The organism is Actinomadura rupiterrae, assembly GCF_024172125.1.
Taxonomy (GTDB): Bacteria; Actinomycetota; Actinomycetes; order Streptosporangiales; family Streptosporangiaceae; genus Spirillospora; species Spirillospora rupiterrae.
On sequence record NZ_JAMZEA010000009.1, the window covers coordinates 421,411 to 442,652 of the forward strand.

The 21,242-nt window shown below is 73.6% G+C and carries 20 protein-coding genes; 14 read left to right on the top strand and 6 right to left on the bottom strand.

What is annotated here, in order from left to right; genetic code table 11:
- Nucleotides 1–17: 17 nt before the first annotated feature.
- Nucleotides 18–212 carry a hypothetical protein gene (locus FHU30_RS31960; RefSeq protein ID WP_253880846.1) on the top strand — a complete coding sequence of 65 codons (195 nt, stop codon included), beginning with the start codon at nt 18–20 and terminating at the stop codon, nt 210–212.
- A gap of 50 nt (nt 213–262) precedes the next feature.
- Here the strand turns inward: FHU30_RS31960 and FHU30_RS31965 are convergent, their stop codons facing one another.
- Nucleotides 263–697 (bottom strand): SRPBCC family protein, encoded by a 435-nt coding sequence (locus FHU30_RS31965; protein ID WP_253880847.1) that lies wholly within the window; start codon nt 695–697, stop codon nt 263–265.
- Nucleotides 698–855: 158 nt separating this feature from the next.
- On the opposite strand from FHU30_RS31965, the gene FHU30_RS31970 reads away from it, so the two are divergent.
- From FHU30_RS31970 to FHU30_RS32010, 9 genes are all read left to right on the top strand, one after another.
- Nucleotides 856–2,061, top strand: a complete 1,206-nt coding sequence (locus FHU30_RS31970; RefSeq protein ID WP_253880849.1) for a Tm-1-like ATP-binding domain-containing protein — start codon at nt 856–858, stop codon at nt 2,059–2,061.
- Complete coding sequence (locus FHU30_RS31975; RefSeq protein ID WP_253880851.1) at nt 2,058–2,885, top strand: phosphoenolpyruvate hydrolase family protein; 828 nt, start codon at nt 2,058–2,060, stop codon at nt 2,883–2,885. Before FHU30_RS31970 ends, FHU30_RS31975 begins: the two co-directional genes overlap by 4 nt.
- A 166-nt stretch (nt 2,886–3,051) precedes the next feature.
- Entirely contained in the window at nt 3,052–4,281 is a 1,230-nt protein-coding gene (locus FHU30_RS47335; protein WP_308211436.1) for a cytochrome P450, read from the top strand.
- Between the two features lie 192 nt (nt 4,282–4,473).
- Nucleotides 4,474–5,244 carry a class I SAM-dependent methyltransferase gene (locus tag FHU30_RS31985; protein ID WP_253880852.1) on the top strand — a complete coding sequence of 257 codons (771 nt, stop codon included), beginning with the start codon at nt 4,474–4,476 and terminating at the stop codon, nt 5,242–5,244.
- A 50-nt stretch (nt 5,245–5,294) separates the two neighbouring features.
- Nucleotides 5,295–6,323, top strand: a complete 1,029-nt coding sequence (locus FHU30_RS31990) for an aspartyl/asparaginyl beta-hydroxylase domain-containing protein (RefSeq protein WP_253880853.1) — start codon at nt 5,295–5,297, stop codon at nt 6,321–6,323.
- Nucleotides 6,320–7,588 carry a cytochrome P450 family protein gene (locus tag FHU30_RS31995; protein WP_253880854.1) on the top strand — a complete coding sequence of 423 codons (1,269 nt, stop codon included), beginning with the start codon at nt 6,320–6,322 and terminating at the stop codon, nt 7,586–7,588. Before FHU30_RS31990 ends, FHU30_RS31995 begins: the two co-directional genes overlap by 4 nt.
- A gap of 10 nt (nt 7,589–7,598) precedes the next feature.
- Nucleotides 7,599–8,522: a LysR family transcriptional regulator gene (locus FHU30_RS32000; RefSeq protein WP_253880855.1), complete on the top strand. Its 924-nt coding sequence runs from the start codon at nt 7,599–7,601 to the stop codon at nt 8,520–8,522.
- Between the two features lie 144 nt (nt 8,523–8,666).
- A complete protein-coding gene (locus FHU30_RS32005; protein ID WP_253880856.1) occupies nt 8,667–9,359 on the top strand; it encodes a type 1 glutamine amidotransferase domain-containing protein in 693 nt (230 codons plus the stop codon).
- 66 nt (nt 9,360–9,425) lie between these two features.
- Nucleotides 9,426–10,439, top strand: coding sequence for an NADP-dependent oxidoreductase (locus FHU30_RS32010; RefSeq protein ID WP_253880857.1), 1,014 nt, complete (start codon nt 9,426–9,428; stop codon nt 10,437–10,439).
- Nucleotides 10,440–10,513: 74 nt separating this feature from the next.
- On the opposite strand, the gene FHU30_RS32015 is transcribed toward FHU30_RS32010, so the two are convergent.
- The 5 genes from FHU30_RS32015 to FHU30_RS32035 form a co-directional block, all read right to left on the bottom strand.
- Nucleotides 10,514–11,413 (bottom strand): alkaline phosphatase family protein, encoded by a 900-nt coding sequence (locus tag FHU30_RS32015; RefSeq protein ID WP_253880858.1) that lies wholly within the window; start codon nt 11,411–11,413, stop codon nt 10,514–10,516.
- 156 nt (nt 11,414–11,569) lie between these two features.
- Nucleotides 11,570–12,334, bottom strand: a complete 765-nt coding sequence (locus tag FHU30_RS32020; protein ID WP_253880859.1) for a hypothetical protein — start codon at nt 12,332–12,334, stop codon at nt 11,570–11,572.
- Entirely contained in the window at nt 12,327–13,655 is a 1,329-nt protein-coding gene (locus tag FHU30_RS32025; RefSeq protein ID WP_253880860.1) for an ABC transporter permease, read from the bottom strand. Before FHU30_RS32025 ends, FHU30_RS32020 begins: the two co-directional genes overlap by 8 nt.
- Nucleotides 13,652–14,416, bottom strand: a complete 765-nt coding sequence (locus FHU30_RS32030) for an ABC transporter ATP-binding protein (RefSeq protein ID WP_253880910.1) — start codon at nt 14,414–14,416, stop codon at nt 13,652–13,654. Before FHU30_RS32030 ends, FHU30_RS32025 begins: the two co-directional genes overlap by 4 nt.
- A gap of 38 nt (nt 14,417–14,454) precedes the next feature.
- Nucleotides 14,455–15,726, bottom strand: a complete 1,272-nt coding sequence (locus FHU30_RS32035) for an efflux RND transporter periplasmic adaptor subunit (RefSeq protein ID WP_253880861.1) — start codon at nt 15,724–15,726, stop codon at nt 14,455–14,457.
- 166 nt (nt 15,727–15,892) lie between these two features.
- Here FHU30_RS32035 and FHU30_RS32040 point away from each other — a divergent pair, with 166 nt between their 5' ends.
- The 4 genes from FHU30_RS32040 to FHU30_RS32055 all read left to right on the top strand — a co-directional run bounded on the left by FHU30_RS32040 (nt 15,893) and on the right by FHU30_RS32055 (nt 21,242).
- Nucleotides 15,893–17,323: an MFS transporter gene (locus FHU30_RS32040; protein WP_253880862.1), complete on the top strand. Its 1,431-nt coding sequence runs from the start codon at nt 15,893–15,895 to the stop codon at nt 17,321–17,323.
- A gap of 189 nt (nt 17,324–17,512) precedes the next feature.
- Nucleotides 17,513–18,706, top strand: a complete 1,194-nt coding sequence (locus FHU30_RS32045; RefSeq protein ID WP_253880863.1) for an ROK family transcriptional regulator — start codon at nt 17,513–17,515, stop codon at nt 18,704–18,706.
- The gene (locus tag FHU30_RS32050) at nt 18,703–19,722 is read left to right on the top strand and encodes a mandelate racemase/muconate lactonizing enzyme family protein (protein WP_253880864.1); all 1,020 of its coding nucleotides are present in this window, start codon (nt 18,703–18,705) and stop codon (nt 19,720–19,722) included. The genes FHU30_RS32045 and FHU30_RS32050 overlap by 4 nt, the downstream gene beginning before the upstream one ends.
- Nucleotides 19,719–21,242 carry an ABC transporter substrate-binding protein gene (locus tag FHU30_RS32055; RefSeq protein WP_253880865.1) on the top strand — a complete coding sequence of 508 codons (1,524 nt, stop codon included), beginning with the start codon at nt 19,719–19,721 and terminating at the stop codon, nt 21,240–21,242. The genes FHU30_RS32050 and FHU30_RS32055 overlap by 4 nt, the downstream gene beginning before the upstream one ends.

Below are 21,242 nucleotides of genomic sequence, written 5' to 3' on the forward strand. Positions count from 1 at the left end.
CCCCACGGGAGTTGACTGTGCGCGAGGGATCTTTCGCCGAGAGGAGGCGCGGGGACATGCCGACCCTGGACGCCGAGGACGACTATGCCGCGGCGCTGTCCGAGACCGCGCGGCTGCTGCGCGAAGAGGCGCTGCTCTGCGAGGCGATAGCGGACCTGGCCGCACGCGATTCCGAATGCGCGGGTACAGGCCCGCCCGCCACGAAGACCTAGCTACTACGCCCTTTTCCTGGCCAGGCCTACCGGCTTGGCCTTGCTTCCGGCTACGCCTTGTTGGTGTAGGCGGCGAGTTCGGCGAGCCCGGCGGCGAACACCGCGTCGCGGAAGAACGGCGTGAGGCGCGCGGTCTCGGCCTCGTCCGCCTCGTAGTCGGCCCACCACTCGGCGAACGTCTGCCCGGACGCGGTGATCGGGGCGACCCGGATCGTGGCGTGGTAGCGGCGGACCGGGAACGGGCTCTCGATGAACTCGTAGGTCTGCACGCGCGCCGTGTCGTCGATCGAGGTGAGCCGCTCCACGAAGACCGCGTCGCCGGCGGTCAGGCGGCGGACGGCCCCGACCGTGAGGTCGTCGCCCTCCTGGAGGCGGCACGAGTCGAGGGCGGGGTGCCATTCGGCGATCCCGCCGAAGGCGCGGACGGACTGCCAGACCTTGTCCACCGGGGCGTCGATGATCGCGCTCGCGTAGGGCTTGGGCATAGCGCCATCATGTCCCACGCGGCGTCCGGCACCAAGGACCGGAGCGGCCGGAGGCGGCCGGAGGCGCAAGGGACGGACAGGCGCCGGAACGCGGTGGTGCTCGTTGCCCGGGCGGGTTCGCGGTCGGTAGCGTCGGGCCCGTCGAAGGGGGCGGGCCTGTGGCGGGCAGTCGTGTTGCGTATGTGGTCGGGACGTTCGACACCAAGGGCACGGAGCTGCGGTACGCGGCGGAGCTGATCGCGGGGGCCGGCACGCCGGTCAGGACGGTGGACGTCTCCACGAGCGCGTCCGGCGGCGGCAAGGGCGCGGACGTGACGCCCGCCGAGGTCGCCGCGCACCACCCGGACGGCCCGGAGGCGGTGTTCACCGGCGACCGCGGCACGGCGGTCTCGGCCATGGCCGTGGCGTTCGAGCGCTTCCTCACCGCTCGGGACGACCTGGGCGGCGTCTTCGGCCTCGGCGGCAGCGGCGGCACCGCGCTGGTCGCGCCCGCGCTGCGCGCGCTGCCCGTGGGCGTCCCGAAGCTGGTCGTCAGCACCGTCGCCGCCGGGGACGTCGGGCCGTACGTCGGCGTGAGCGACCTGACGATGATGCACTCGGTCACCGACGTCGCCGGGCTGAACCGGATCTCGCGGCAGGTGATCGGGAACGCGGCGCACGCGCTCGCCGGGATGGTCGCGCGCCCCGTCCCGCCCGCCGGGGACCGTCCCGCCGTCGCGCTGACCATGTTCGGCGTCACGACGCCGTGCGTGACCGAGGTCGCCGGACGCCTGGCCGCCGATCACGACCCGCTGGTGTTCCACGCCGTCGGCACCGGAGGACGCGCGATGGAGGCGCTGGTCGGGGACGGCCTGGTCGACGCCGTCCTCGACATCACCACCACCGAGATCTGCGACCTGATCGCGGGCGGCGTGTTCAGCGCGGGCCCGGAGCGGCTCGACGTGTTCGCGCGCACGGGCGTCCCGTACGTCGGGTCGTGCGGCGCGCTCGACATGGTGAACTTCGGCGCGCGCGACACGGCGCCCGACCGGTACGCCGATCGGCTGTTCTACCAGCACAACGAGCAGGTCACGCTGATGCGCACCAGCCCCGAGGAGTGCCGCGAGATAGCCGAGTTCATCGCGGCGAAGCTGAACGCGTGCGACGGGCCGGTGCGGTTCCTCCTGCCCGAGGGCGGGGTGTCCGCGCTGGATGCGCCGGACGCGCCGTTCTGGGACCCCGAGGCCGACCGCGTCCTGTTCGAGACGCTGGAGGCGAGGGTGCGGCAGACGGCGGACCGGCGGATCGTCCGGTCGCCGCACCACGTCAACGATCCCGGATTCGCCGCCGCGCTGGTCGCGGCCTTCGAGGAGGTCTCCCGATGAGCTTCGCCCGCGCCGAGCTGGTCGAGCGCTTCACCGACATGGCCCGGCGGGGCGAGCCGATCGTCGGCGGCGGCGCCGGGACGGGCCTGTCGGCCAAGTGCGAGGAGGCCGGCGGGATCGACCTCATCGTCATCTACAACTCCGGCCGGTACCGGATGGCCGGGCGCGGCTCGCTCGCCGGGCTGCTCGCCTACGGCAACGCCAACGAGATCGTCGTGGAGATGGCCGCCGAGGTGCTGCCGGTCGTGCGGCACACGCCCGTCCTCGCGGGGGTGAACGGGACCGACCCGTTCCTGCTGCGCGGACCGTTCCTGGCGAAGCTCCGCGAGATGGGCTTCTCCGGCATCCAGAACTTCCCGACGGTCGGCCTGATCGACGGTGTCTTCCGCGCGAACCTGGAGGAGACCGGGATGGGCTACGGCCTGGAGGTCGAGCTGGTCGGGGCCGCCCGCGCCGCCGACCTGCTCACCACCCCGTACGTCTTCTCCGAGGACGACGCGCGCGCGATGGCCCGCGCGGGCGCTGACCTGGTCGTCTGCCACATGGGCCTGACAACGGGCGGCGCGATCGGCGCCGAGACCGCCAAGACGCTCGACGACTGCGTGGAGCTCGTCGACGCGTGGGCGGAGGCCGCGCTGAACGAGCGGGACGACGTCCTGGTGCTGTGCCACGGCGGCCCGATCGCCGAACCGGAGGACGCCGCGTACGTCCTCGCGCACGCCAAGAACTGCCATGGCTTCTACGGCGCGAGCAGCATGGAGCGGCTGCCCACCGAGCGGGCCCTGACGGCGCAGACCCGCGCGTTCAAGCAGCTCCGCGGCTGACCTCGGACCGCGGAATCATCGGATGGACCGGCAGCATCGGAGACGTGGACGGCGCGTGTCCGGGGGTCCTCTTCGGCGACTCCTGACAATGGACAACCACCGGAGTCGGAGTTAGGTTGCCAACAGTGATCACTTAAGCCCACTGTCCTCCTTTACAGGGAGCCGCGTGGACAACGATGTGATTCACGCACGCACCGGGGAGAACCTCCGGGACGCGCGTGAGACCGCTCCCCCCGTCCCCCCGCCGACCGATCCGGTCCGCAGGCTCGCCGAACCCGCCGCGCTCCGGAACCCGCACACCGTCTTCGACGAGCTCCGCTCGGGCGACCCGGTCGCCTGGCACGAGGGGCTCGGCACCTGGCTCCTGACAAGGCATGCCGACTGCGTCGCGGTGCTCCGCGACGGCGCGCGCTTCGCGTCCGACCCGCGCCGCGCCGGAGTGGACATGCCTCCGCAGGCGGTGAGCATCCAGACGCTCGACCCGCCCGGGCACACCGCCGCGCGCCGTCCCTTGGTGGACGCGCTGCGCGAGCTGGACCGGGCCGAGGTCGCGCCGATGGTCGCCGGACGGGCCCGCGCGATGCTCGACGGGCTGGCCGGACGGCCGTCCTTCGACATCGTCACCGACTTCTGCGAGCCGCTCGCCGTGTCCACGATCTGCCGGTACCTGCGGGTCCCCGAGCCGGATCCGGAGTCGTTCGTGCCCGCCGCCGAGACCGTCGCGGCCGGGATGGACGCCGGGGTCTGGCCGGAGCGGGCCGAGGCCGCGATGGCGGCGCGGGCCGAGCTGTCGGCGCTGACCGGAGGCTGGCTCGCCGACCCGCCGCCGGACGGCATCGTCCGGGTCATCGCGGACGCGGTGCGCGCGGACGAGCTGGACCGGGCGGTCGCGGCCAACACCCTCCGGGTGCTGCTGCACGCCGGGTACACCTCGGCGAGCAAGCTGCTGTCCCTCGCGGTGGCCGCGCTGCTGGAGACGCCCGGCGGGTTCGCCGCGTTCGCCGCCGACCCGTCGCCGCGCGCGGTGGAGGAGCTGGTGCGGTACTGCTCGCCCGTGCAGGCGCTCGGCCGCGTGTGCGTCGAGCCGGCCGAGCTGGGCGGGCGTCGCATCGAGCCCGGCCAGGACGTGACGCTCTTCCTGGCCGCGGCGAACCGCGACCCCGCCCGCTTCGAGCGGCCGCACGACCTCAGACTCGACCGCCACCCGAACCCGCACCTGGGCTTCGGCCGGGGCGCGCACTCCTGCCTCGGCGCATCGTTCGCCGCCGTGCAGGCGCGCGTCGTGCTGGCCGTCCTCGCGGAGCGGTCCGCGTCACTGCGCGCCCTCGGCGCGCCCGAGTACCGGGTCGCCCTGACCCTGCGCAGCCCCGCCCGCATGCCTGTCGCGCTGGGCTGAGCAGGGACGGACGACCCGTCACCCATCAGGGAGCGAGAGGAGGGAGGACCCCATGAAGTACTGGCACTGATGAGCACCGCGTGAGGTTCTGGTTCGCGGCCGCCGTCGTACCGGCGGCCGCGGACCGCCCCTCCCGCCCGCCTCTTCCCGTCCTCCACGATACGCGCAGGCCACGCAGTTGCAGGGAGAAACGTGCCGACCGGAACCGACTCGACCGCCTACGGCGACCCGTACGCCATCACGCCCGGCTACTACGACCTGTTCCGGGCGAACGAGAACGCGCTGCCGTCGGTGTCGTTCTTCGCCGATCTGACGCCGCCGGACGCGGACGCGCTGGAGATCGGGCCCGGCACCGGCCGCCTCGCCGTCGCCGTCGCCGCCCGGGCGCGCTCCCTGACCTGCCTCGAACGCTCCCCCACGATGCGGGCCGTCCTGATCTCGAAGCTGGCGCAGCGTCCGGACCTGCGTCCCAAGGTGACCGTGCTGGACGGCGCGGCGCCGGCGTTCGCGCTCGGCCGCACCTTCGACTATGTGTACCTCGGCGGCGTGCTGGAGCACGTGCCGCCGGGCGACCGGCCGGAGCTGTTCGCCGCGATCGCCGCGCACCTGAAGCCCGGCGGGCTGTGCGCGATGGACATGGTGCTGCGGATGCCCTCGCCGGACCAGGCCGAGCGCGTGATGGACGAGCAGGACCTCGGCGACTGCCGCTACATCCTGTCGGCCTCGGCGGAGCGGCTCGGCCCGGACCTGTCGAAGCTGCGCCAGACCTACCGGACGTACCTGCGCGGCGAGCTGATCGCCACCGAGTCGGTCGAGCGGCTGCACAACATGCACCGGCCCGAGCCCGTCCTGAAGGACCTGGCCGCCGCGGGCCTGCACCCTGCGGAGGGCGACGGGCTCGCGCAGGCGACCCCGCTCCCGGACGACCCGGGCGCCGTCGTGGTCCGGAAGGCCGCGCCATGACGCTGGCTCCGAAAGGCCGCGCCATGCCGCACGCCCCGGAAGGCCGTGCCATGACACATGCTCCGGAAGGCCGCGCCGTGACCGCCGTGCTGCCGGACGCGGACGCCGGTATCCCGACGGCCGTCCCGCTGGACCGCGCGTACGACGCGGACCGGCTCGCCACCGAGGCGCTCGCGCTGCGCGAGTTCACCTGGCGGGCGCAGCGCGCCTACGGCCAGGACGGCCTGGCGAGCGAGGCGACGATCGACTGGCGCATCCTGTCGCTGCGCTCCCCCGGCGGCGACCCCGGGCGCACCGACCCCGGAGGCGCGGGCCTGCTTCCGCACGCCGACACCCCGTACCTGGCGCACACCCCGTACATCGCCGAGGTGCTGGCGGGCATCCCGGCGCCGCTGCGGGCCGTCCGGCTGATGGCGCTCGGCGCGGGCGCGCGCTGCCACGAGCACCGCGACGGCAAGTGCGGCTACCCGTGGGGCGCGATGCGGCTGCACGTCCCGGTCATCACCAACCCCGGCGCGGTCGTGGTGATCGGCGGCGAGGAGCGGCACTGGGACGCCGGACGGCTCTGGTTCGGCGACTTCGACCGCCTCCACTACGTCCGCAACGACGGGGACGAGGCGCGCGTCCACCTGGTGATCGACGTCGGGCTCACCCCGGAGCTGCTGGCGCTGTTCCCGGAGGACTTCCGCGACCGGCTGCCCTGGCGGGACGTGCTGTACGCGCAGCCGCCCAAGCCGCTCGGCCAGGCCGACCTCGACGCGCTGACCTGCGCGTTCGACATGCCCGCCGCGTTCCCGGACTGGTCGGAGGAGGACGACGGCACGCCGCGTCCGGACGTGCCCGGCTCGGTGCGCGTCGCGGACGGGCGGCCCGTGCTGTGCGGCGGCGACGGGGAACCGCTGTTCGCGCTCGTCCACATCGGGTCCGGCGAGTTCCGGTTCGAGGGCTGGACCGAGGAGCGCACCGTCCAGATCGACCCCGGGGAGCCCGGCCCCTGCGCGCGGTTCCGCGTGCGCCGCGGGACGTCCCTGACCGAGTACGTCCGTCCGGTCCGGCCCCTTCAGGAGGACGCGCGATGACCGCCGAGACCACCAGCGAGCAGGCCGAGACCACCAGCGAGCAGGCCGGGACCGCGGGCAGGCGGTTCGACCTCCCCCGGGACTTCGCGCAGTGGCTCGACCCGTACCCGCTGCTCGCCGAGATGCGCGCCGAGTCGCCCGTGCACCGGGCGCGGCTGCGCGGCGAGGTGGAGGTGTGGGTGATCACCGGCTACGACGAGTGCGTCGCGGCGCTGAACGACCCGCGCTTCTCGGCCGACCTGGAGGCCGCGCCGCGGATCACCGCCGGGCTGCCGCCGGAGCGCCGCCGCAACGTGCTGATGGAGAGCCTGCTCGCCACCGACCCGCCGGACCACTCCCGGATGCGCGGCATCGTCGCCAAGGCGTTCACCGCGCGCCGGGTCGCCGAGCTGGCGCCGCGGGTCCGGGAGATCGTGGACGAGCTGCTCGACGCGTTCGCCGCCGAGGGCCGCGGCGACCTGGTGGAGGGCTTGGCGCTGCCGCTGCCGATCGCGGTGATCTGCGAGCTGCTCGGCGTGCCGTTCGCGCGGGAGAAGTTCCGGTACTGGTCGGTCGGGCTGGCGATGCCGCCCGCTGACGGCGCGACATTGGAACGTGCCGACGCCGCCCGCGCCGAGATGACCGAGTTCTTCGGCGAGCAGATCGCGCTCAAGCGCGCCGCGCCCGGCGACGACCTGCTGAGCGCGCTGGTCACCGCGCACGCCAACGAGCACGTCTCCGACGACGAGCTGGTGGGCCTGGCGATCATGCTGTTCCTGTCCGGGCACGAGACCACGCTGTGCTTCCTCGCCAACGCGGTCGTCGCGCTGCTCACCCACCCCGAGCAGCTGGCCGCGCTGCGCGCGGACCCGGAGCTGATCCCGCGCGCGGTGGACGAGCTGCTGCGCTACGACGGCCCGGTCGCGCGCGGCGTCGCCCGGTTCACGCTGGAGGACGTCCCGCTCGGCGGCACGACCATCCCGCGCGGCGAGATGGTCGTCGTCGCGATCGGCGCCGCGAACCGTGACCCGGCCCGCTACCCCGACGCGGACGTGCTGGACGTCCTGCGCGAGAACAACCCGCAGATCGGGTTCGGGCACGGCATCCACCACTGCCTCGGCGCCGCGCTGGCCCGGCTGGAGACCGTCACGGCGCTGGAGGCGCTGCTGCGCCGGTTCCCGGACCTGGAGCTGGCGGTGCCGGTGGCCGACCTGCCGCGCCGCCCCGGCATGCTGCGCGGGCTGTCGTCCGTCCCGGTGACCTTCACCCCCGATCGGGGCGAATAGACTCGACGGAGTGACCCATAGGAACCCCAATGGGCCGCTGGACCTGGCCCAGCTCCGCACCTTCCTCGCCGTCTACCGCGCGGGGTCGCTGACCGCCGCCGCGCGGCTGGTCGGGCTGTCCCAGCCGACCGTGACGACGCAGCTGCGCGCGCTGGAGGAGCGGACCGGGCGGCAGCTGTTCGAGCGGCTGCCGCGCGGGGTCACGCCGACCCCGGCGGCCGACGACCTGGCCGCGCGGCTCGCCGGTCCGATGGACGCGCTGGAGGCGGTCGCCGGGGGCGGCGCGGCGGACGAGCCGGCCCCCGAGCCGCCGGTGCTGCTGGCCGGGCCCGCCGAGTTCCTGGCGGGCGCGGTCGTGCCGACGCTCGGCCCGCTGCTGGACCGGGGCGTCCGGCTGCGGATCACCGCGGGCCTGGCGGAGGACCTGCTCGCCGGGCTGCGCGCGGGCCGCTTCGACCTGGTGGTGTCCACGATCCGGCCGCGCGGCCGGGCCCTGGTCTCCGAGCCGCTCGCGGACGAGACGTTCGTGCTGGTCGGGTCGCCGGAGTGGGCCGCCCGCCTGGACCGGGAGCTGCTGGAGCGGGACGGCCCGGCGGCGCTCGCCGGGGCGCCGCTGATCAGCTACGCCGACGACCTGCCGATCCTGCGTCGGTACTGGCGGCACGTGTTCGACACCCGGCTGACCGCCGAGCCCGCGCTGGTCGTCCCGGACCTGCGCGCGATCAAGGCGGCGGCCGTGGCGGGCCTCGGCGTGACCGTGCTGCCCCGCTACCTCTGCCTTGCCGAGCTGGCGGACGGCTCGCTGCTCCCCCTGCTGGACCCGGAGGACCCGCCGATCAACACCGCGTTCCTCGTGCAGCGCAGCGGCGCGTTCCCGCTGCCGCACGCGGGGCTCGTCCGGGAGCACCTGCTGCGCGTCGCGCGGAGCTGCTGACCCATCGGTCATCCTATGGCCAACATACGCTCCTCGATTGGTAGGGCCGCACAGCCGCGACTACTGTCGGTCTGGTGAACGAACCGGCGTCCCGCCGTACGGGGCGCCGGGTTTCCCGACTCCACCGTTTGAGGAGACGCCGCGATGGCGAAGATCTTGTTCGTGATGACCGGGGCCGACCACTGGACGCTCGCGGACGGCACCCGGCACCCGACCGGGTTCTGGGCCGAGGAGGCCGTCACGCCCTACGAGGCGTTCACCGGCGCCGGGCACGCGGTCACCGTGGCGACGCCCGGCGGGGTCGTCCCGGTCGCGGACGCCGGCAGCCTGACGGCCGACGCCAACGGCGGCCAGGAGGGCGCCGACCGGATCGCCGCCGCCCTGAAGGCCGAGGCGTTCCACCGGCCCGTCAAGCTGGAGGACGCCGACCTCGACGAGTACGACGCGGTGTTCTACCCCGGCGGGCACGGCCCGATGGAGGATCTCGCCGTCAACGCCGACTCCGGCCGCCTGGTCACGCGCGCGCTCGACGCCGGCAAGCCGCTCGGCATCGTCTGCCACGCGCCCGCCGCGATGCTCGCCGCGACCAAGGCGGACGGCACCAACGCGTTCGCCGGGTACCGCGTCACCGCGTTCACCGACGCGGAGGAGACGCTGGCGGGGTTCGCCGCCAAGGCGAAGTGGCTCCTCCAGAGCCGCCTCGTCGAGGCCGGGGTGGACTTCCAGGAGGGCGAGCCCTGGGCCCCGCACATCGAGACCGACCGCAACCTCGTCACCGGGCAGAACCCGGCCTCGTCCGGCCCGCTCGCCGCCGAGCTGCTGAAGATGCTCGCCTGACGCCCTGACCGGGCGCTTACCAAGGGCTCCGCTGAGGGACCCGAACGCAACCGAAAGAGACCCGCCATGCCCTACACCAGCCGCGAATGGCGGCTCGCCGCCCGTCCGACGGGCGAGCCGCAGCCGTCCGACTTCGCGCTCGCGACCGTGACCGTGCCCGACCCCGAGGAGGGGCAGGTCGTCGTCCGGAACGACTTCGTCTCGGTCGACCCGTACATGCGCGGGCGGATGAACGACGTCCCGTCCTACGTCCCGCCGTTCCAGCTGGACGAGCCGATGACCGGCTCGGCGGTCGGGACCGTCGTCGCGTCCGGCGCGGCGGACGTCCCGGTCGGCACGACCGTCACGCACTTCCTCGGCTGGCGCGAGTACGCGCTGCTCCCGGCCGAGGCCGTGCGGGCGGTCGACACCGCGCTCGCGCCGGCCGAGGCCTACCTCGGCGTGCTCGGCTCGACCGGACTCACCGCCTACGTCGGGCTCACCGAGATCGCGCCCGTGAAGGTCGGCGACACGGTGTTCGTGTCCGGCGCGGCGGGCGCGGTCGGCTCGGTGGCCGGGCAGATCGCGCGGCAGCTCGGCGCGGCCCGCGTCGTCGGCTCGGCGGGCGGGCCGGAGAAGGTCCGGCGCGTCATCGAGACCTACGGCTTCGACGCCGCGTTCGACTACCGGCAGGGCGACCTGCCCGCGCGGCTCGCCGGGACCGCCCCGGACGGCGTGGACGTCTACTTCGACAACGTCGGCGGCGACCACCTGGAGGCCGCGATCGGCGCGATGAACGACTTCGGCAGGATCGCGCTGTGCGGGGCGATCTCCGCCTACAACGCGACCGAGCCGCCGCCCGGGCCGCGGAACCTGCCGCTCGCGGTCGGCAAGCGGCTCAGCCTGCGCGGGATGATCGTCACCGACCACCTCGCCCTGGCGCCCGAGTTCGCCGTGCGGGCCGCGGAATGGCTGAAGGACGGCTCGCTCGTCGCCGAGGAGACCGTCGTGGAGGGCATCGACAACGCGGTGGAGGCGTTCCTGGCGATGATGCGCGGGGCCAACACCGGGAAGATGCTCGTCCGGCTCGTCCACGACTGAGCCTTCTCCGGAACCTGCACAGGGGCGTCGAACGGCCGGGACCCGCGTCCCGGCCGTTCGTCCTGGTCAGGGGGCTACTGCCAGATCTCGGTGATCGGGGTGGCGGTCCCGGCGGCGCCCGCGTGCGTCGTGCCGTACATGTCCTCGATCGTGCGGAGGACGTTGAAGTGGTTGTAGTGCGTGGAGTAGGCGCCCTGCTTCACGTGCGCGCCGTAGAAGATCGTGGCGATGCGGTTGCCCGCCGATCCGTTGTCCTCGTCGAAGGTGACGATGAGGACGCTGTTGTGGGTGGTGGCCCACTGCGCGTAGCCGCCGATCTTGCTCTTCAGCCACGAGTCGCCCGTGGAGACCGAGCAGTCGTGCATGTCATCGCAGAGGTTCGGCACGACGAACGAGACGGTCGGCAGGGTCGTGTAGTCGGTCGGGAACTGCGCGAACGTGTAGCCGGTCGAGGTCGGGACGTTGGTGAACGAGAACCAGGGGTTGTGCTTGCGCGCGTACTTGCCCGCGCTGTTGGAGCAGGTCGTCGAGCCCTGCGACGGCAGGCCCTCGTTGTAGCTGCCCCAGGACTTGCCGACCGCCCGCACCTCGGCGCCGAGGTTGGCGGTGGAGTAGGGCGATCCGGGCGGCGGGCAGGTGTCGTCGGTGGTCCCCTGCGTGCTGCCGGAGAACAGGTCGAAGTAGTTCGGCTGGCTCGGGTGGGTCAGGGCGTAGGACTGGGTGAGGTTCGCGCCAGTGTTGGCGAGGGACGTGATGTAGGGCGCGCTGGAGCTGCCCACGACCTGCGAGTAGGAGTGGTTCTCGAAGACCACGACCAGGGTGTGGTCGGGCGTCGGCACCGTCGCGGCCTTCGCGGCGCCGCCGGACAGGGCGGTGGCGGCCAGCCCCGCCGCGGCCGCGAGCGCGGTGGCCGCGAGGGCGGCGCGGCGGCGGAGCGGGCCCGTGCGGGTGGCGGCGGTGGGAGCACCTGACATGACGACCTCCGGGGGGAGAGATCCTTGCCGGGGACCGGGCGGTCCCCGGCAGCCGTCACGTTCCCATCACGCTCGAAAGCATGGCGTAATGGCACACTCCGGTCTCCGGGCGGTTCGGCGAACGCCGCATGAACGCCCAGCTTGTGCCTGACTGTCCTAATTTCCTTGCGGCGGCGCGCCTCCGCCGCCCGGGGCTCCGCCGGGTTGGCCGCCGGGTTGGCCGCCGGGTTGGCCGCCGCCTTCGCCGCGCCGTCCGCCGAAGCCGCCGCCCTCGTTGATGGCCTTCGCGGTGACGCTGCCGTCGCTCCCGGCCGTCCCGCGGACGACGAGCATCGTGCCGGACTTCAGGTCGCCGACCGTGCCCTGCCTGGTGACCTGGATCCGGGTCGAGCCGGTCGTCTTCACGGTGACCGTCTTGCCGTCGGACGTGCGCAGGTAGACGGTGTCGCCGACGACCTTGGTGACGGTCCCGATCGTGGCGCCTCCCCCGCCGAAGCCATTTCCGCCGGTGCCGCTGCTGCCGCCGCCGCCGTTGCGGAACCCTCCATATCCGGAGCCTCCGTAGCCGCCGCCGAAGCCGCGTCCGGGGAAGCCGCCCGTCCCGCGGTCGGCGGACAGCTTGGACCCGCCGCCCGCCATCGCCTTGTCCGTGAAGATCCCGCCGATGAACCCGGCGACGACCAGAACGGCCGCGACCAGGTACAGCGTCGGGCCCTTCGGCGACCGCAGGCCGGGGCCGGGGTCCGCCAGCTCCTTGTCCAGGTCCTCCTTGAAGGGGGACGACTCCAGCACGTCCGGTGCCGGGGGCGCGGGCGAGCCGTCCGGCGACGGGCCGCCGGGCGGCTGCGGCGGGAGCGGTGTGGGGCCCGGCGCGGGGTCGGGGGTGTCGTTCATCGTGAGCCTTTCCTCGTGGTCAGTCATGGCGGAGCGCCTCGATCGGGCGCAGGCGGGCCGCGCGGTGGGCGGGGAGGCTGCCGAACAGCAGCCCGACGGCGACCGAGACCCCCAGCGCGAGCACGATCGACGACGGCACCAGCACCGGCTTCACACCGGCGATGGTGAACCGGCTCGCGACCACGCCCGCGACGACGCCGAGCACCCCGCCGAGCAGGCTCAGCACGGTCGCCTCGGCGACGAACTGGCCGAGGATCGCGCCGCGCGGCGCGCCGAGCGCCTTGCGGACGCCGATCTCGCGGGTCCGCTCGGTGACGGTGACGAGCATGATGTTGGTGATCCCGATGCCGCCGACGAGCAGGCTGATCGCCGCGACCGCGCCGAGCAGCACGGTGAAGGTGCGGTTGGAGTCGGCCACCGCGGACTGGATGCCCGCCTGGCTGGTCACCTGGAAGTCGGCGGCGGCCGTCCCGGTGATGCCGTGCCGCTGGTCGAGCAGGTCGGTGACCTCGGCCTGGGCGCTGTCCACCCTGGACGCGTCGCGCGCCTCGACCACGATCTGCGACAGCCCGCCGTACGGCGCGAGCGTGCCGCGGACGGCCGTGATCGGCGCGATCACCACGCTGTCGGCGTCCTGGAACCCGGACGATCCGGACCCGCTCTCCTTCAGCACCCCGACCACGGTGAAGGCGGTGCCGGAGACGGTGAACCTCTGGCCGAGCGGGTTCACCCCGGCGAACAGGTCGCGGGCGACGCTGCTGCCGATGACGGCGACGCGCTCGCCCGCGGCCACGTCGCCGTCGGAGAACGCCGCGCCGCTCTGGATCCGCCGGTCGGCGGCCTCCAGGTAGGTCGGGGTCGTGCCGACGAACTGGCCGACGGTCGTGCTCGAACCGCCGAAGGAGACCGTGGACTGCTGGGCGTTGGCGACCGGAGACGCGCTCTTCACCGAGGGCGCGTTGACCCTGTCGACCAGCGCCTTCGCGTCGTCCATGGTCAGGTCGCGGGCCTGGACGCGCGGGCCGCCGCCGCCCTGACCGGCGTCCCCGCCGGGCGCGCCCGCGGCGCCGCCGCCCCGGAACCCTCCGCCACCGAACCCGCCACCGAACCCGCCGCCGGAACCGCCGCCGAAGCGGCCGGCGCGTCCGGTGGTGGACTTGGTGACGGTCAGGGTGTTCGCGCCGAGCCGCTGGATGCTGTCCCGGATCGCCTTGGACGAGCCGTTCCCGACCGCGACCAGCGTGATCACGGCGGCGACGCCGATCAGGATGCCGAGCGTGGTGAGGCCGGTGCGCAGCTTGTTCGCGCCGATGCCGCGCAGCGCGAACCGCAGGACTTCGAGGATCACCGCAGCCCCTCCCGGTGCCGGCCCGGCCGCGGCGGCGGCGCGCCGACCGGGGCCCGCCGCAGGTCGGCGACGACCCGGCCGTCCACCAGCCGGACGATCCGCTTGGCGTGCGCGGCGACCTCCTCCTCGTGCGTGATCACCACGAGCGTCCGGCCGGTCCGGCTCAGCCGGTCGAAGATGGCGAGCACGTCGGCGGTGGAGCCGCTGTCGAGGGCGCCGGTCGGCTCGTCCGCCAGCAGCAGGGTCGGCGCGGTGACCAGCGCCCGCGCGACCGCGACGCGCTGCTGCTGCCCGCCGGACAGCGCGTTCGGCTCGTGCTTCACCCGGTCGGCGAGGCCGACCTCGGCGAGCGCGGCGAGCGCGCGGCGGCGGCGCTCGTCCCGCCGGACGCCGCCGTAGGCGAGCGGCAGCTCGACGTTCGCGAGCGCGGTCATCCGCGGGATCAGGTTGAACGACTGGAACACGAACCCGATCCGGCGGTTGCGCAGGATCGCCAGCCGCCGCTCGTCCAGGCCGCCGACGTCCCGGCCGTCCAGCCGGTAGCGGCCGCCGGACGGCACGTCCAGGCAGCCGATGATGTTCATCAGCGTGGACTTGCCGGAGCCGGACGCGCCCATCACCGCGACGTAGTCGCCGCGCTCGACGGTGAGGGTGACGCCGCGCAGGGCGTGCACGGCGGTCGCCGCGTTCTCCCCGCCGTACACCTTCGTGACGTCCCGCAGGTCGAGGACGGGCGCAGGCGCATCCGGCGCGCCGGCGATCCGGGGTTCCCCGCCAGGGAAGGTCCGGTCGGTGGCGGTCACCGGCGTCCTCCGCCGAACCCGCCACCGCCGCCGAGGCCGCCGCCGGGCGCTCCCCCGCCGAACCCGCCGCTGGGGAAGCCCTGCCTGCCGGTGGTGGACGAGGTGGCCGTGGACACGACGACCACCTGGTCACCCTCGTTCAGTCCGGAGGTGATCACCGTCCCCTCGCCGCCGCGCAGGCCGGTCGTGACCGTCCGGAGCACCCGCCTGCCGTTCTCGACCACGGTGACCGTGCTGACGCCGCCGACCGTCCGGACCGCCGCGCTCGGGACGTACAGGGCGTTCTCGGCGCGCCCGGTGGTGACAGAGACGGTGGAGGTCTGCCCGATCCGGACCCCGGACGGGACGCTGTCCAGGTCCGCGGTGACCGCGAACGTCACCACGTTGTTGCTGGTCGTCGGGGTGGTCGCGATCTGCGTCAGCTCCCCGGACGCGGTCGTCCCGGAGAGCGCGTCGAAGCTGACCGTCGCGTCCTGGCCGACCTTCAGCTTGGCAGAGTCGGCCTCGGTGAAGTCGGCGACGACCTCCAGGCGATCGGTGTTCACGAGCGTGATGAACCCGGTCGAGGACGACGACGGCGTTCCAGACGACCCGCCCGTCCCGCCGGAACCACCGCTCCCCCCGGAACCACCAGAACCACCGCTGCCTCCCGAACCACCAGAGCCTCCCGAACCGCCCGAGCCTCCCGAACCGCCCGAGCCGCCGGAGGACGAGGACGACGAGCCGCCGGTCACCGTGTCGCCGATGCCGCCGTTGACCTCCGTGACCGTCCCGCTGAAGGGGGCTTTGAGGACGGTGGCGTCCAGCCGGTCCTGGGCGGCGCGGTAGTTCTGCTTGGCCTGCACCCACGCCGCGTACGCCTGCGCGTACTTGGCGCTCGTGGTGTCGGACGACGCCTTGTCGAGCGTTCCGGCGGAGGCGTCCAGCGTGAGCTTGGCGGCCTGGAGCGTCTCCAGCTCGGACGTCTGGTCGAGCCGCGCGAGCGCCTGCCCCTTCTCGACCTTGCGCCCGGCCTTGGCGTACACGCGGGTGACGGTGCCGGACGTCCCGAAGTTCAGCGCCTTCTGCTGCGCGCTGGCGACCGAGCCGGACGCGGACACGGTCGCCTCGACCGTCCCGCGGGTGACCCGGGCGAGGCGCTCCCGGGTCTGCTGCGCGCCCGCGCCGTCGTCGGCGAGGGAGAGGTAGGCGACCCCGGCCCCGCCCGCCAGCAGCACCACGAGCGTGCCGTTGACCAGCAGGGTCCGGCGCTTCAGCGACAGATCCATGCGGGGCAGGCTGGCGGTGCGATCTTGCCGGTCGATGATCCGAATCTGAGAATTCGGTGAGGAAACCGCCGCTGACCAGCGGACCCGCCCACCGGAACAAATAGACAGTTCAAACTGTTCATATGAAAGTGTACAGTCTGAGCTGTCTAATCAGGGAGGTGGTCGCATGGCCGGCCGCGACGGCGGCGGGTTCGACCGCCGGCTGATCGCCCCGATGATCCTCGGCTCGGTGCTGAACCCGATCAACTCGTCCATGCTGGCGGTGGCGCTGATCCCGATCGGCCGGGCCTTCGACGTCCCGCCCGCGCAGACGGCGTGGCTGGTCACCGGCCTCTACCTGGCCACCGCGATCGGCCAGCCGGTGATCGGGCGCCTCGTGGACGCCTTCGGCCCGCGCCCGCTCTACCTGATCGGGACGGCCCTGGTCGGCATCGCGGGCCTGCTCGGCGCGGTCGCGCCGACCCTGGGTGTGCTGATCGCCTCGCGGGTGCTGCTCGGGTTCGGGACGTCGGCGGCGTTCCCGGCGTCCATGGCCCTGCTCCGCTCCGAGTCCGACCGGACGGGCCGGTCGAGCCCCGCCGGGGTACTCGCGGCGCTGTCGGCGTCCGCGCAGGTCATCGCGGTCGTCGGGCCGACGCTCGGCGGGCTGCTGATCGGCCTCGGCGGCTGGAAGCTGATCTTCACGATCAACGTCCCGCTCTCGCTCGCCTGCCTCGTCCTCGGCGCGCTCTGGCTGCCCCGCCGCCCGCGCGGCGAGGAGTCCGCACACCACCGCGTGGACGCGTTCGGGATCGCGCTGTTCTCGGTGATGCTGACCGCGTTCATGCTCTTCCTCATGCGCCCGCGCGTCAGCGGCTGGTACCTGGTCGTGGTCGCGCTCGTGGCGGGAGCCGCGTTCACGCTGCGCGAGCTGCGCACCGCCGATCCGTTCGTCGACCTGCGCGTCCTGCGCGGGAACGGTCCGCTGCTCGCGACCTACCTGCGGCAGTTCCTCGCGTACACGACCTCGTACGCGTTCCTCTACGGGTACACGCAGTGGCTTGAGGAGGGACGCGGCCTGTCAGCGTCATCGGCGGGACTGCTGCTACTCCCCCTGTCCGGGGCGGCGATCGCGGTCACCGCCCTCACCGGACGCCACGCGGAGGTGCGCGGCAAGCTGCTGGTCGGCTCGTTCGTCCAGGTGGCCGGGGTCTCGGCGCTGCTCCTGCTCCACACGTCCAGCCCGCTGTGGACGCTGATCGCCGTCGCTGCCATCATCGGCGTCCCGCAGGGGCTGACCGGCCTTGCCAACCAGAACGCCCTCTACGCGCAGGCCGACCCAGAGCGCATGGGATCGTCCGCCGGACTGCTGCGCACCTTCATGTACCTGGGCGCGCTCGCCGCGTCCGCCGCGAACGCCGCCGTCTTCCCGCACGGCGCGACGACCGCCGGCCTCCACCACATGGCCTGGCTGCTAGTCGCGACCGCCGTCCTGTTCCTGGTCACCACGCTCGCCGACCGCTCCCTCCCCAACGTCGGCAGAACACCCGAAACCCCCGAGACCCCTGCCGCGGACGAGCCGTCCGCCGCCACGGCCGAGGAGCCCGCCCGCCGCTGAACCGGCCTGCCCCCGGGCCGGGGAACTATCCCTACCGATTTAGTGTGATAGCGTCGCCGCGTCGACCGCCCGGCGCGGCGGCGGCAGCGGCGGTCCTCCCCGTTATCGCTTCGTGATGCGGATCACTCTTGCCCCTGCCTGCGACGACTAATTAAGTTTCTGAAACTAAGTCGAGCGGGAGGGGTGCCGGTGAAGCCAGAAGGCCGGTCCGGGCTGGTGACCAGCGGGAGCAGGGCGGAGGGCATGCGGCGCGCGAACGCGTCGGCGGTGCTGCGCGCCGTGCTGTCCGGGGACGGCGTGTCGCGGGCCGACATCGTCCGCCGGACGGGCCTGTCGGCCCCGGCGGTCACCAAGCTCACCGCGAGCCTCATCGCGTCCGGGCACCTGGCGGAGGCCGAGCCCCGGCACACCACGGCGCTCGGCCGGCCCCGGGTCGCGATCCGGATCGACCGCGACCGGGGGGCCGCGCTCGGCGTGCACATCGGGCTGGAGCGCACCACGCTCGGCCTGGTCGCGCTGGACGGGACGGTCCTCGCCGAGCAGGCGCTCCGGCACGAGGACACCTCCCCGAACGCGATCGTCGAGCAGGCGGCCGAAGGTGTCGCGGCGTTCCTGCGCGAGCACCGCGGCGGCCGCCGGATGCTCGGCACCGGTGTCAGCATCGGCGGCTGGGTGGACGGCGGGACGGTCGTCGAGCACGCCGCGCTGGGCTGGACCGGTGTGCCGCTCGCCGACCTGCTCGGCGCGCGGGTGCCCGGCCCGCTGCGGATGGAGCAGCACGTCCGGGCGACGGCCGAGGCCGAGCTGTGGTTCGGCGCGGGCCGGGAGACCGACGACCTGGTGATCGTCTTCATCGGGCAGGTCGTGGACGCGGCGCTCGTCCTCGGCCGGTCCATCCACCGCGGGCCGGGATCGGCGGCCGGCGGCATCGACCACCTGCCCGTGAGCGAGGGCGGTCCCGCGTGCGGGTGCGGCCGGACGGGCTGCCTCTCCGCCGTGGCCACCGACGCCGCGCTGCTGGCCGACGCCCGCCGCGCCGGGCTGGAGGCGAGCGATCTCGACCACCTGATCGCGCTCGCCCGGCAGGGCGACGAGCAGGCCGCCGCGCTGGTCGGCGGGCGCGCGAAGGCGGTAGGACGGGCCGTCGCCCTCCTGATGGACCTGGTCAACCCGGGACGGGTCGTCCTCACCGGCGGTGTCGTCAAGGCGCCCGAGCACCTGGACGAGCTGTACGCCGAGGCCGCCCGGCGCGCCAGCCGCGGCCGCGACGGCCTCGCCGACCGGATCGGCGCGACCGAGCTGGGTCCGGACGCGCTGGTCGTGTCGGCCGCCGCGCCCGTCCTCGCCGGCGTGCTCGCCGACCCGCTGGGGGCCGAGGCGTGACCGGCGCGACGCTCTCCTTGTACCGGGTCGCGGTGTCGGCCCGCACGGACTGGCTGGTCGTCCGGCTCACCGACCCGGACGGCGCGTCCGGCTGGGGCGAGTGCTCCGACGCCGGGACGCCCGAGGCCGTGGCCGCGCACCTGGACCGCCCTGGCGATCCGGCCGACCCGTTCCTGGTGACGACCGTCCGCGGCGCGCTCGACCAGGCGCACTGCGACCTCGAAGCGCGGCGGCGCGGCGAACCGCTGTGGAAGTGGCTCGGCGGCGCCGACCCCGGCCCGGTGCGGCTCTACGCCAACATCAACCGGATGCCCGGCGGGCGCGCCCCGCAGGACGTCGCCGACTGCGCGCTCGCGGCCGTCCGGGCGGGCTTCCGCCGGGTGAAGTTCGCGCCGTTCGACGTGCCGGGCGACCGTCCGCTGCCGCTGCTCGGCCTGGACCGGGCGCGGGCGGTGCGCGCGGCGGTCGGCCCGGACGTCGAGCTGATGATCGACTGCCACGAGCGGCTGCCGCTGGACGAGCTGGAGCCCGTCCTCGGCGGTCTCGAAGACCTCGGCCTCACCTGGCTGGAGGACGCGACCGGCATCGACGACACGTCCGGGCTGCGCCAGCTCCGCGAGCGCCGCGGGCTGCGCCTGGCGGGTGGCGAGTTCGCCACCGACACCGCGCAGGTCGCGCGCGCACGAGGGCTGCTCGACGTCGTCATGCCGGACGTGAAGCACGCCGGAGGCGTCCGGGCCGCGCTCGACCTGGCCGCCGCCACCACCGAGATCGGCGCGGACGTGTCGTTCCACAACCCGAGCGGCCCGGTCGCCACGGCCGTCGGAGCGCACCTCACCGGCGTCGCGCCCGGCGTCCTGGAGTTCATGTTCGGCGAGGCCGACTGGCGGCCGGACGTCGTCGGCGGCGCCGAACGCGTCGCGGACGGCCGCCTCACCCTGTCCCCCGGTCCCGGCATCGGCCTGGACCTCTCCCCCGCACACCCGCAGGTGAACCTTCTCTGGAGCACGCCATGACCACGCACATCCCCCGCCGCGGCTTCCTGGGCGCCCTCGGCCTGGGCGCCGCCGCGCTCGCGCTCCCCGGCTGCTCGTCCGCCGTCGACAAGGCGTCGACCGGGACGGGCGGCAAGAAGGTGCTGACGATCGTGCAGGGCGCCGACATCGCCCCGGCCACGCTCTTCGGCCAGAACAACCCGAACTTCTCGATCAACCGGACGGTCTTCAACACGCTCACCGAGTACGACCACCGCACCCTTCGACCGCAGCCGGGTCTGGCGGAGTCGTGGCAGGTCAAGGGCAACGCGGTGACGTTGAAGCTGCGCAGCGACGTCACCTTCCACACGGGCCGCCCGTTCACCGCCGACGACGTGCTCTTCGCGCTGGAGAACCTGAAGAGGCCCGAGGTCGCCTCGCAGCTCAAGCACGTCGCGCAGGCCGTCGCGAAGGCGGAGAAGAACGGCGACCACGAGGTGACGATCACCTTCGCGCACCCGGTCGGCAACGCCTTCGACCTGTTCGAGATCATGATCATCCCGGACCGGGAGACGATCAGGGAGCTGGCCGCCGGGACGAAGATCATCGGAACCGGCCCGTTCAAGGTCGACTCCTATACCCCCGGCACGGGCGTGACGCTCAGCAAGAACCCGAAGTACTTCAAGCCGGTCAAGCTGGACGGCGTCGAGATCAAGGTCATCAGCCAGTCGACCTCGATGGTCGCGGCGCTGCGCTCCGGGCAGGCGCACCTCGCGCTCGACCTCGCCCCGCTCGACGCCGCCGGGCTCAAGGGCGACAGCGGCTTCCAGGTCGTCGTCTCGGACGCCAACGACTCGGTGTTCTACGTCGGCTCGAACGTGACCGTGAAACCGCTGGACGACAAGCGCGTCCGGCAGGCCGTCGCCTACGCGGTCGACCGGAACCGCATCCTGTCGCAGGTGCTCGGCGGTATCGGCAAGGCGTCGTCCCTGCCGTGGGCGCCCAGCTCGCCCGCCTACGACGCGGCCAAGGCCGGGACGTACTCCTACAACACGGCCAAGGCCAAGGAGCTGCTCGCCCAGGCGGGCGCGTCCGGCGCGAAGATCGACCTGTTCTACAACGCGGGCCTCGGCACCAACGCGAAGATCGCCGAGATCGTCCAGTTCAACCTCAAGGAGGCCGGGCTCAACGTCTCGGCCGTCCCGCTCCAGGCGCCCGACTTCCAGGCGAAGCTCACCGGCGGCGGCATCGGCGGCCTGTTCGTGAACGGGCACGGGTTCGGGCAGCTCAGCCCGGCGACGCTGGTCAAGGGCGCGTTCCCGTTCAACGCTGAGAAGAACGCCTCGAAGTTCACAGACGGGACGTACAGGTCGCTCGCGGACGAGCTGTGGCAGAAGCCCGGCGCGCCCGTCTACGGCAAGGTCAACGACTTCCTGCTCGACCAGCAGTTCGTCAGCGACCTGGTCGCCAGCGCGCACACCTTCACCATCTCCACCAAGGTGAAGGGCCTGGCGTACACGATGTTCGACTACCTGAACCTCGACGGCGCGGACCTGGCCTGA

Excerpts from the sequence above, each read along its gene's own strand:
- FHU30_RS32035 (WP_253880861.1), bottom strand. The coding sequence starts at position 15,726 with ATGGATCTGTCGCTGAAGCGCCGGACCCTGCTGGTCAACGGCACGCTC.
- FHU30_RS31975 (WP_253880851.1), top strand. The coding sequence starts at position 2,058 with ATGAGCTTCGCCCGCGCCGAGCTGGTCGAGCGCTTCACCGACATGGCC.
- FHU30_RS31995 (WP_253880854.1), top strand. The coding sequence starts at position 6,320 with ATGACCGCCGAGACCACCAGCGAGCAGGCCGAGACCACCAGCGAGCAG.
- FHU30_RS31965 (WP_253880847.1), bottom strand. The coding sequence starts at position 697 with ATGCCCAAGCCCTACGCGAGCGCGATCATCGACGCCCCGGTGGACAAG.
- FHU30_RS32010 (WP_253880857.1), top strand. The coding sequence starts at position 9,426 with ATGCCCTACACCAGCCGCGAATGGCGGCTCGCCGCCCGTCCGACGGGC.
- FHU30_RS32055 (WP_253880865.1), top strand. The coding sequence starts at position 19,719 with ATGACCACGCACATCCCCCGCCGCGGCTTCCTGGGCGCCCTCGGCCTG.
- FHU30_RS31990 (WP_253880853.1), top strand. The coding sequence starts at position 5,295 with ATGACACATGCTCCGGAAGGCCGCGCCGTGACCGCCGTGCTGCCGGAC.
- FHU30_RS32015 (WP_253880858.1), bottom strand. The coding sequence starts at position 11,413 with ATGTCAGGTGCTCCCACCGCCGCCACCCGCACGGGCCCGCTCCGCCGC.
- FHU30_RS32020 (WP_253880859.1), bottom strand. The coding sequence starts at position 12,334 with ATGACTGACCACGAGGAAAGGCTCACGATGAACGACACCCCCGACCCC.
- FHU30_RS32040 (WP_253880862.1), top strand. The coding sequence starts at position 15,893 with ATGGCCGGCCGCGACGGCGGCGGGTTCGACCGCCGGCTGATCGCCCCG.
- FHU30_RS32005 (WP_253880856.1), top strand. The coding sequence starts at position 8,667 with ATGGCGAAGATCTTGTTCGTGATGACCGGGGCCGACCACTGGACGCTC.